14 protein-coding genes and 1 tRNA gene are annotated in these 8,271 nt (G+C 47.1%); 7 read left to right on the plus strand and 8 right to left on the minus strand.

The genetic code is table 11. From position 1 onward, the window contains the following. Positions 1 to 34: 34 nt before the first annotated feature. Positions 35 to 463, minus strand: a complete 429-nt coding sequence (locus tag J5224_RS03600) for a universal stress protein (protein WP_264624053.1) — start codon at positions 461 to 463, stop codon at positions 35 to 37. 96 nt (positions 464 to 559) lie between these two features. Here J5224_RS03600 and J5224_RS03605 point away from each other — a divergent pair, with 96 nt between their 5' ends. Beyond that, positions 560 to 928 carry a DUF4186 domain-containing protein gene (locus J5224_RS03605; RefSeq protein WP_264624054.1) on the plus strand — a complete coding sequence of 123 codons (369 nt, stop codon included), beginning with the start codon at positions 560 to 562 and terminating at the stop codon, positions 926 to 928. A 61-nt stretch (positions 929 to 989) separates the two neighbouring features. Here the strand turns inward: J5224_RS03605 and J5224_RS03610 are convergent, their stop codons facing one another. Continuing rightward, on the minus strand, positions 990 to 1,412 hold the full coding sequence (locus tag J5224_RS03610; protein ID WP_319802415.1) for an NUDIX hydrolase: 423 nt from the start codon (positions 1,410 to 1,412) through the stop codon (positions 990 to 992). 246 nt (positions 1,413 to 1,658) lie between these two features. On the opposite strand from J5224_RS03610, the gene mgtS reads away from it, so the two are divergent. From mgtS to J5224_RS03625, 3 genes are all read left to right on the plus strand, one after another. Then, complete coding sequence (gene mgtS / locus J5224_RS03615) at positions 1,659 to 1,754, plus strand: protein MgtS (protein ID WP_195312406.1); 96 nt, start codon at positions 1,659 to 1,661, stop codon at positions 1,752 to 1,754. Between the two features lie 250 nt (positions 1,755 to 2,004). Next, positions 2,005 to 2,379: a hypothetical protein gene (locus J5224_RS03620; protein WP_264624055.1), complete on the plus strand. Its 375-nt coding sequence runs from the start codon at positions 2,005 to 2,007 to the stop codon at positions 2,377 to 2,379. Between the two features lie 340 nt (positions 2,380 to 2,719). After that, entirely contained in the window at positions 2,720 to 3,130 is a 411-nt protein-coding gene (locus J5224_RS03625; protein ID WP_264624056.1) for a RidA family protein, read from the plus strand. 296 nt (positions 3,131 to 3,426) lie between these two features. On the opposite strand, the gene J5224_RS03635 is transcribed toward J5224_RS03625, so the two are convergent. The 4 genes from J5224_RS03635 to J5224_RS03650 form a co-directional block, all read right to left on the minus strand. Then, positions 3,427 to 4,128: an ArsR/SmtB family transcription factor gene (locus J5224_RS03635; RefSeq protein WP_264624057.1), complete on the minus strand. Its 702-nt coding sequence runs from the start codon at positions 4,126 to 4,128 to the stop codon at positions 3,427 to 3,429. Position 4,129: 1 nt separating this feature from the next. Next, positions 4,130 to 4,522: an amino acid-binding protein gene (locus J5224_RS03640; RefSeq protein WP_264624058.1), complete on the minus strand. Its 393-nt coding sequence runs from the start codon at positions 4,520 to 4,522 to the stop codon at positions 4,130 to 4,132. After that, positions 4,515 to 4,838 (minus strand): antibiotic biosynthesis monooxygenase family protein, encoded by a 324-nt coding sequence (locus J5224_RS03645; protein WP_264624059.1) that lies wholly within the window; start codon positions 4,836 to 4,838, stop codon positions 4,515 to 4,517. The genes J5224_RS03640 and J5224_RS03645 overlap by 8 nt, the downstream gene beginning before the upstream one ends. Positions 4,839 to 5,257: 419 nt before the next feature. After that, positions 5,258 to 5,345 (minus strand) — tRNA-Ser (locus J5224_RS03650). Between the two features lie 228 nt (positions 5,346 to 5,573). Between J5224_RS03650 and yccA the strand changes: the two genes are divergently transcribed. Further along, a complete protein-coding gene (yccA, locus tag J5224_RS03655; protein ID WP_222157401.1) occupies positions 5,574 to 6,233 on the plus strand; it encodes an FtsH protease modulator YccA in 660 nt (219 codons plus the stop codon). A 155-nt stretch (positions 6,234 to 6,388) separates the two neighbouring features. After that, positions 6,389 to 6,718 carry a sulfurtransferase TusE gene (gene tusE, locus J5224_RS03660; protein WP_264624073.1) on the plus strand — a complete coding sequence of 110 codons (330 nt, stop codon included), beginning with the start codon at positions 6,389 to 6,391 and terminating at the stop codon, positions 6,716 to 6,718. Between the two features lie 7 nt (positions 6,719 to 6,725). Here the strand turns inward: tusE and yccX are convergent, their stop codons facing one another. Continuing rightward, positions 6,726 to 7,004: an acylphosphatase gene (yccX, locus tag J5224_RS03665; protein WP_264624060.1), complete on the minus strand. Its 279-nt coding sequence runs from the start codon at positions 7,002 to 7,004 to the stop codon at positions 6,726 to 6,728. A 201-nt stretch (positions 7,005 to 7,205) separates the two neighbouring features. On the opposite strand from yccX, the gene hspQ reads away from it, so the two are divergent. Beyond that, the gene (hspQ, locus tag J5224_RS03670; RefSeq protein WP_264624061.1) at positions 7,206 to 7,514 is read left to right on the plus strand and encodes a heat shock protein HspQ; all 309 of its coding nucleotides are present in this window, start codon (positions 7,206 to 7,208) and stop codon (positions 7,512 to 7,514) included. A 36-nt stretch (positions 7,515 to 7,550) separates the two neighbouring features. On the opposite strand, the gene J5224_RS03675 is transcribed toward hspQ, so the two are convergent. Further along, on the minus strand, positions 7,551 to 7,964 hold the full coding sequence (locus J5224_RS03675) for a CoA-binding protein (RefSeq protein WP_264624062.1): 414 nt from the start codon (positions 7,962 to 7,964) through the stop codon (positions 7,551 to 7,553). Between the last annotated feature and the right edge of the window lie 307 nt (positions 7,965 to 8,271).

An 8,271-nucleotide genomic window follows, 5' to 3' on the forward strand; every position in this document is an offset into this window, starting at 1 on the left:
GTCCTGTCCGACAACGCCGCACAACAGCGATAGGCTATCTCACGACCAGCACCGCCGTCGTGGCATGACGAACAATGGCCGCTGCGTTAGAACCGAGCAGATAGGTTTTCACATTGGGCCTGCGTGAGCCGACCACGATCAAATCCGCACCAATCTCTTGCGCTAATTGCAAGGTCTCGTCACGTGGAGAACCGAAGCTTACGCTATAGTGCACACGCTCGGGCGGAAGGCCCGTCGTTGCCACCAGCGCTTTAAGCATCTCGTTTGCTTTGACCACAGCTTGATTCTCAAACTCTTTGATACCAAACGAGTAGGCAGACATGAAGGCGGAGGCATCGGGCAAGGCATGAAACAAGTGAAGTGCGGCATCCGACGCCTTTGCCAACTGCACAGCATGCTGCAAGGCGTTTTGCGTTAATTCCTCTTCTTCCAGATCGATAGGGACCAGTATCATCGTATACATAGCAGCTCCTTATTGCAGATTCCCGCTTAAGAAAAGCATATCCCACCTCGGTATGATGTAAAATAACGCGTTATAAATCTGTGAGGTAGGTTTTCTATGGACGATCTTTTCTTACGTTTGTCTCGCTCTGGATTTCGACAACGTTTTGCACTCGGGCCGAAAGAGCTGAGTTATCTGAATCAAAAGGGCTTCGATGTCATCAAGCAACATGCCGCTGATTTCGTTGCCCAACGTTTAGCGCCCACCGCCCCCCGCAATGATGGCAAACAAACCCCAATGCGCGGACATCCTGTCTTTATTGCACAGCATGCTACGGCAACCTGCTGCCGAGGCTGTTTGGCAAAATGGCATGGCATCACCGCACACCAAGCGCTTAGCCAACAAGAGCAAGACTACATCGTGAGCGTCGTGATGGCATGGCTGAAACGGGAAATCGCCAAGCGAGAGCCAACGGCACAGGGATAACCGCGATGTGCCGCCAAAAGGGACTCCCCCCTGGCAACGATTTACGCATCAGCAATGCGGGCTACAGCATGCCTTTTATGCCATCAGGAAACACGGTCAGCGCATCACTCAGCACGGCAGTCTGATCAATCCAGCGCATCACAATCGGCATGCCGTTGGACTCCATCCCATGGACTACCTCTTGCTGATAAAGAGCCTTATCGGCAAACTGGCCTTCATAAACAAAAACGATCTCGTGCCCCGGTTTTCCGTTGTATTCAAAAATATTCTCGGAGACGCCTAACAACGTCAGATCAATGGCATCCGCGCCAATCTCTTCTTTAACTTCACGTATGGCCGCAGCCTCAGAAGTTTCACCGAAATCAACACCACCGCCGATGGGTAACAAATAATGTGAATCCTTGACCGGATCGTGCCCTTCCGCTAACAGCACTCGCCCTTGGTGGCGGAAAAGGCAGACCGCTTTCGCTCTTATCTTACTCATCACTCATGCTTCCTTGACAAAAAGGGCCGAGAAGATTACCTGAGGTAGTGAAAGGGAATTGAGATCGCGATCAAAGAACGATCCCACTATTTTAGATTTCGCGCTTTATCCAGCACGGTGATCAAAAGTAGCGATTATTTAAAGCCCGTTTAGGGTGTATATCTTAGAATTCTCGTTGACATCTAGTCAGGTTGTTTCTATCGCAGAGGATTATCTATCGAATTACTTAATTCAAGGAGTTTTATCATGTTGGCAAACGAAAATGTATTTATCAGCGTACTCGCTGTTATCGTGGCGGTAGGTTTTATTATCGCTTTCTTTAGCCCTAAATGGGATGACTGATGAACACTGATCCCCCCAATCGATGACTCCTCTCGTGCCATCATGGCTGAGAGGAGGCAAATTTTAATTTGCCGTCTACCTATACCGCTTGTTCATTACTCTTCGCTTAACCGCCTCAACGTTAATCTCATTTCATCAGCACGGTGAACCTATCCGGTAATTTAGCCACAATTATTGCAGTTTCCCTCCGAATGGAATCCCTGAAAAAGTAGCATTATCGTATTTCCTCACTATGTTTAGGAAAATACGAATGTCCATCATCGAAACATTGGCGACGCGTACCTCTTCGACATCATCAGCATCGCATCTGGTTGCATCGCAAGGAAATGCTTTTGATATTGAGTTAAAAAAAGCGGTAGCTAAAGAACATCCCGCTCAACAAGAAAATGCGGTTAGTGCTCAGCCAAAACAAGCATCACACCAGTCTGCTGCTGCACAGGAATTGCAGGAATGGCTTGATATGTCTCCTGAAGAGCGACTCTTTTTTACGGTGCTTGCCTCGATGGGGATCTCCAAAGAAGAGTTTGAGGCTATGTCACCGGAAGACCAGAGCCGCATCACTCACAAAGTGCAAGAAAGCCTCAAAGAGAGGGCAAAGGAAGGTCTGCAAACCGATATCGCCTGACTATGGTGGCGTAGGGCCACCTGACAACAGCACAGGTGGCACGATACCAACCTCTTTAGCATGATATTCAGCTACTCTGCTCGCCGAGTGCAATAATGTCATAGGCAATATTTTGTACTTTAGGAACAGGATGATTTTCTGTCAAAAAACAAAAACTGTTTTGTCATTATTTAGGTATTAACCGTGGCTTGGCCATCTCCGCTGTCTGTATCGGGAGATCGATAGAATCAGAGCGCGCTCACAGAATCTATATTATTAATAGGGCTTTTCACATAATCACTTTGCCTTTTCAACTGTATATAAATACAGTTTCAGCATTATACATCATAAGGACAGAGTGATGATTTTAAGAGCAGCCCCCCACACTAAGGATGATACTTGCCCAGCATGCGTAGTGGCAGGCGGTTTTATTTTTCTGGCACACCACAGTGGCGGTCATGAAAAAGCAGATGCGGTGTTTCAGGCCAAGGCATCCCTAAAAGCGTTACAAAAAACACTTCAGTCGGTCGATGCGAGCCTGGATGATATGGTTCAGTTGACGCTTTATCTAAAACACCGGCACGATTTCCCCGCCGTTCGGGATGTTTTTCGCAAGTTTTTCACTGACGGACAGTATCCAGCGCGGATGACAGTGTTCACTGATTTTATCAGTGATAACTGCCTGTGTATGGTAGACGGGACAGCCGTAGTCACCGCAAATCAGCAGACGCCGCACACTGGCCCAGAAATAAATACTCAGAGAGAACAGTGATAGAAAGCCGATAAAGTAGCCTTCGAGAAGAAAATTATCTCTACTACGCCACATCCATGAGTGCTAATCGCAGATGATTATTAAATATGTCAATTACGGGTGTTTCTGCTAATTATGGTACCGCTGTACTTCCAACATGATGAATCTGTGAGATAACCTGACCAAGCGTTATCTGTAACAGCACGCTTTCAGCTTCAAATAAACAGGCACTGTTCATCATAAGGAACAATTGTCACTTGCCGCATATTTATACATTCTCCTTTCCCTGCGACTTTACAGGTATCGTGTTATATAAATTATGTATACAGCCCGAACAGTTTTTTAAACGCCAGTTTCCCGCTGGAAGTAATGGTTATTTCCCTAAACCCCGGCGTTCTGGTTAGCCATCCTTTTTGCTCACAATGCGCAAAAAAAGCAGCGCCAGCCTCGCCACCAAGATGAAATCGCCGTTCACTCCAGTCAAGACAGCCACAGCACGCTTTACGTCGTATCTTTGACGTGGACATAATACCCAATTCCCGGAACTGTTCTTGTCCGAATGGCGTCATTGATGCACCGTCTGAAGTTATCCAACCTTCAGAAACCATAAAATCATAGATATGAACAGCGATTTCACCCGCTAAATGGTCATAACATGTGCGGAAAACCCGTAATGAGGAAGGTGTGTTGATTTTAGCTGATGATGCCGAACGCCATGATACGCCCATCAGATTTTCAATCAGCGCGGCAATGTCTGTTCCCGCCAGACGGTAATAACGATGGCGCCCCTGAGAAAGACAGGTAATCAGTCCCTCACTAACCAGCCGGGACAGATGCGCACTGGCAGTTGATGCCGCGATATCAGCGACTGCACTTAACTCTGTCGCTGTCCATGCACGTCCGTCCATCAATGCGCAGAGCATTTTTATACGGGACGGATCAGACATGGCAGCAGCTAAGGCTGCCATTGAATGTTCCAGAGCATCACTGCTGTCTGTTGAAGTAGCGTGTTTTAACATGTTACTCAGGCACAACAGCCCATTTCTCCGTGGCTTTACTGGCAACCCTACCATTATCGGTCACGAGGATCAGTTGATTTGCATGGTCGCTATATTGGCACAGGATATTAACCCCCTTCTCAGCCAGCGTTGCCGCTATCTCTCCCAGCTCACCGGGTCGCTCTTGTTTCAGTTTGCGGATCAATGGCCTGCATACGCTTTCAACCTGAAATCCTGCGTTTTCAAGCACTGTTTTGGCCTCATCTCCCTTCTCAACAAGAAAATGCGCATGTGCTTTGTCTGCGACGGTAAATACGCCCCCACCCTCAAGACCAATACCGTTTTGACCTAATGCCGTACCCAGTGCCGCCAGTTCTCCCGGCGCATTATTTAAAACAACATGGATGTCATACATCTGCTTGGCCTCGGGTTTCTGATGAATAATCTCTGAGCACATGAGCAATACGGATGCGATAAAAAGAGAAGATAGATTGGCGTCCTTCTGCCTGAGCCGCCTTATGCAAAACGTTTTGTTTCCATAGCAATACGGCCTCTTCATCCCGCCACCAAGACAATGACAATATTTTGCCCGATGTTGTTAGGCTCTGAAAACGCTCGATAGACATAAAACCATCAATCTCTGCTAACAGCGGTTTCAATTCAGCAGCAAGCTGGAGATAACGCTCTTGCTGTGTGGCAACAACATCAGCTTCAAAAAGCACTGCAATCACATTCCTACCCTCTATGTATTAGACACGGGCATGACTGTACCGTTTTCAGTGCTGAACACTTCGATGAAGGGCGAAATATGGATGTCATCATCAATACACCAGTGTCAGGTGTCAGTGATAAATATCTTCTGGCGATATCCTATCACGTGCCATCTGTTCGAGAATCCTTTTCATCTTCAGCTTAATTGTTAGCAGAAATCTCTCAAGACATTTTCTATCGATTTCAACGCTTGACAGCAGGTAAAGATAAATTTTTGACGATAGGAAAAAGAGAATATAAGCGGATAATCAGGGTAAATAAGATGAAAAAAGTAAGTAGGCCAGAAACAAAAAAGTCCCTATTAAGGGACTTTTTTGCTGCATGTTATGCAGGATAAAACCGAAGACATCTTCATAACGCATCGATTCTATTGAATGAGTGGCGGAGGAGGTGAGATTCGAACTCACGGAGCTGTTACACTCGGCGGTTTTCAAGACCGCTGCCTTAAACCACTCGGCCACCCCTCCACAACGAAGCGAACTATAAACACAGCCCGACAGGTTGTAAAGCCTGATAATGCTCAACTGCGCTAAAAATAACCTATTTAGCGTTAACTGGACGTAATATCATCATAATGCTTATAAAATTAGCATCTCACAGCGTAAAGAAGGGTAAAACGTCTTTAATAACCCTGCGCAACTATCTATGCTGATATCCTGAGTCATAATAATCATTTAACAGAGAGAGTCGCTGCCATGGATCGTATTGTTGTCTCTTCCAGACAGGAAAGCTCACTGCTCAGCACGCACAAGGTGCTGCGTAACACGTATTTCCTTTTATCGCTTACGCTGGGTTTTTCCGCACTTACCGCTACCGCCAGTACCGTGCTAAACCTTCCCGCGCCTGGCTTATTGTTGATGCTGATAGGGTTTTACGGACTGATGTTTTTGACCCACAAACTCGCCAACAGTCCAGCAGGTATTCTGGCAGCATTTGCGCTCACCGGGTTTATGGGGTACACGCTGGGCCCGATCCTGAGCTCACTGATTGCCTCCGGTGCCTCTGACATCATCATGCTTGCACTGGGCGGCACAGCTTTGGTCTTTTTCTGCTGTTCTGCCTATGTGCTGACAACGCGCAAAGACATGTCATTCCTGTCCGGGATGATGATGGCGGGATTTGTTGTTCTGATCGTCGGGGTGATTGCCAATCTGTTCCTGCAACTTCCTGCATTGCACCTTGCGTTGAGCGGCTTGTTCATTCTGTTTTCTGCCGGTGCCATTCTCTGGGAAACCAGCAATATCATTCACGGTGGTGAAACGAATTATATTCGCGCCACGGTTAGCCTGTACGTTTCCATCTATAACCTGTTCGTGAGTTTGTTGAGCATTTTAGGCATCATGCGTAACAACTAACCGGGTTAAGGCTTCTGCCCTTGTCATTCCACGAATGTAACAGGCCTGAGTTTGGCGTCTTGGCAGCTCAGGCCTTTTTATTCCTCCCTTATCCCCCATTTTTCCGACTGAATTTCTTTGCTACACTTCGCGTAAAACTGGGGTTACGAGGCATGATGGTGGAGTTTGAAGGGCGTTTTATAGAAACAGATGCACAGGGATATTTGCTTAACAGCGCTGATTGGAGTGAGTCTCTCGCACCGTTACTGGCTGAGCAGGAAGATATCGTGTTAACCGATGCGCATTGGGAAGTGGTGCGCTTTGTTCGCCACTTCTATCTGGAGTTCAATACCTCCCCTGCGATTCGCATGCTGGTAAAAGCAATGGCACAAAAGCACGGTGAAGAAAAAGGTAATAGCCGCTATCTTTATCGACTTTTCCCTAAAGGCCCAGCCAAACAGGCAACTAAAATTGCAGGGCTGCCTAAACCGGTAAAATGTATCTGATATTCGGCTAATAGCGGATTGAAAAATTCGTGTAATCCATCATCGCGCAGGGCTCGATAAGCACGCGCTCAACGCGAGCACTGCGCGGCCCCCCCGCTTTCAGCCATGCGATAAGTTGTTCAACCTGCTGCGGCTCACCACAGGCTACCACTTCCACACTGCCATCCTCACAATTTCTGGCATACCCATTTACACCCAGTCGTCGGGCCTGATGTTGTGTGTGATAACGAAAACCAACACCTTGCACCATACCGTATACATAGGCTATTACACCGTGTTCAGACATCTAAACGCCTCCTCAATCATCGATGGGCAAGCCCCTTTATTCCCTGCACAGTGACGCAATATACATCATACTATTAACAGTAAAATAACTTCATCCCGGTAGCAAATACGCGATGTCGACGTTCAGCATACGACTTGAAATCTGGGCGTTCGCGCCCATATAGAAGTAAGGTTACAGAATCAGACTATCTCAGGAGGCATTATGATTATCTGTAAATTTGGTATTGGAGAACAGATTCGTCATAAACTGCTGGGATATCCAGGTGTGGTTATTGATATCGACCCCGAATACTCGCTGGTAAGCCCGGCGTGGGAAGAACTGGATGCCCACGATACGCTGCGTTCTGCCCCGTGGTATCACGTTGTGATGGAAGATGAACAAGGGCAAGCCATTCATACTTATCTGGCAGAAGCACAGTTGATGCAAGAAGCACCGGATGATGACCGGCACCCCTCTCTGGATGAGCTTGCTAAAGAGATCAAACAGCGAGCGCCTCGTTTACAGCATTAATACCGGCCACTGTGGCCGGCATTGCGTGCAAGCCGATTACTTGGCAATACCCAAGCGCGGAATCTCAATTTTAGGGCAGCGATCCATCACGACCTCAAGCCCGGCATTTTTTGCCAACACGGCTGCCTGCTCGTTTATCACGCCAATTTGTAACCATAATACTTTTGCCCCAATAGCGATGGCCTCTTTAGCCACCTCGTAAGCGGCCTCTGACTGACGAAAGACATCCACCATGTCCACCTTGCCAGGAATATCTGCCAGTGAGGCATAAACCCGTTGACCATGGAGTTCTTGCCCTGCCAGTTTAGGGCTAACAGGAATCACGTTATACCCTTGCTCCAATAAATAAGCCATCACACCATAGCTGGGACGAGAGACTTTCTCACTGGCACCGACCAAAGCAATCGTTTTTACTCTCTCCAACACCGATTTAATCTCTGCATCCTTCATGGTTGTTACCTCACATTGCATGGGTTCATTTACAGTGTACACCACTGTGCCGCCTTATTTTTGTCTTGCGTTGCCGACAAACCGGTATTCAATCTGGTGTACCTAAACCTAGAATTTTCAGATAAACAAAACAGTAAACGCACAACAGGTGATAAATCATAACACCAATAACAAATTGTTAAAAAATGAAAACTTTGACACATTTAGCCAAATACTCAACAATGGCGCGTTAAATGATGCCGGAGTCAAGCTGATGAAATTGTACCGTGTTTTAGTGCTGCTTTTCTTCGTCACGAGCAGTATAGCC

It is taken from the genome of Candidatus Symbiopectobacterium sp. NZEC135 (assembly GCF_025962695.1).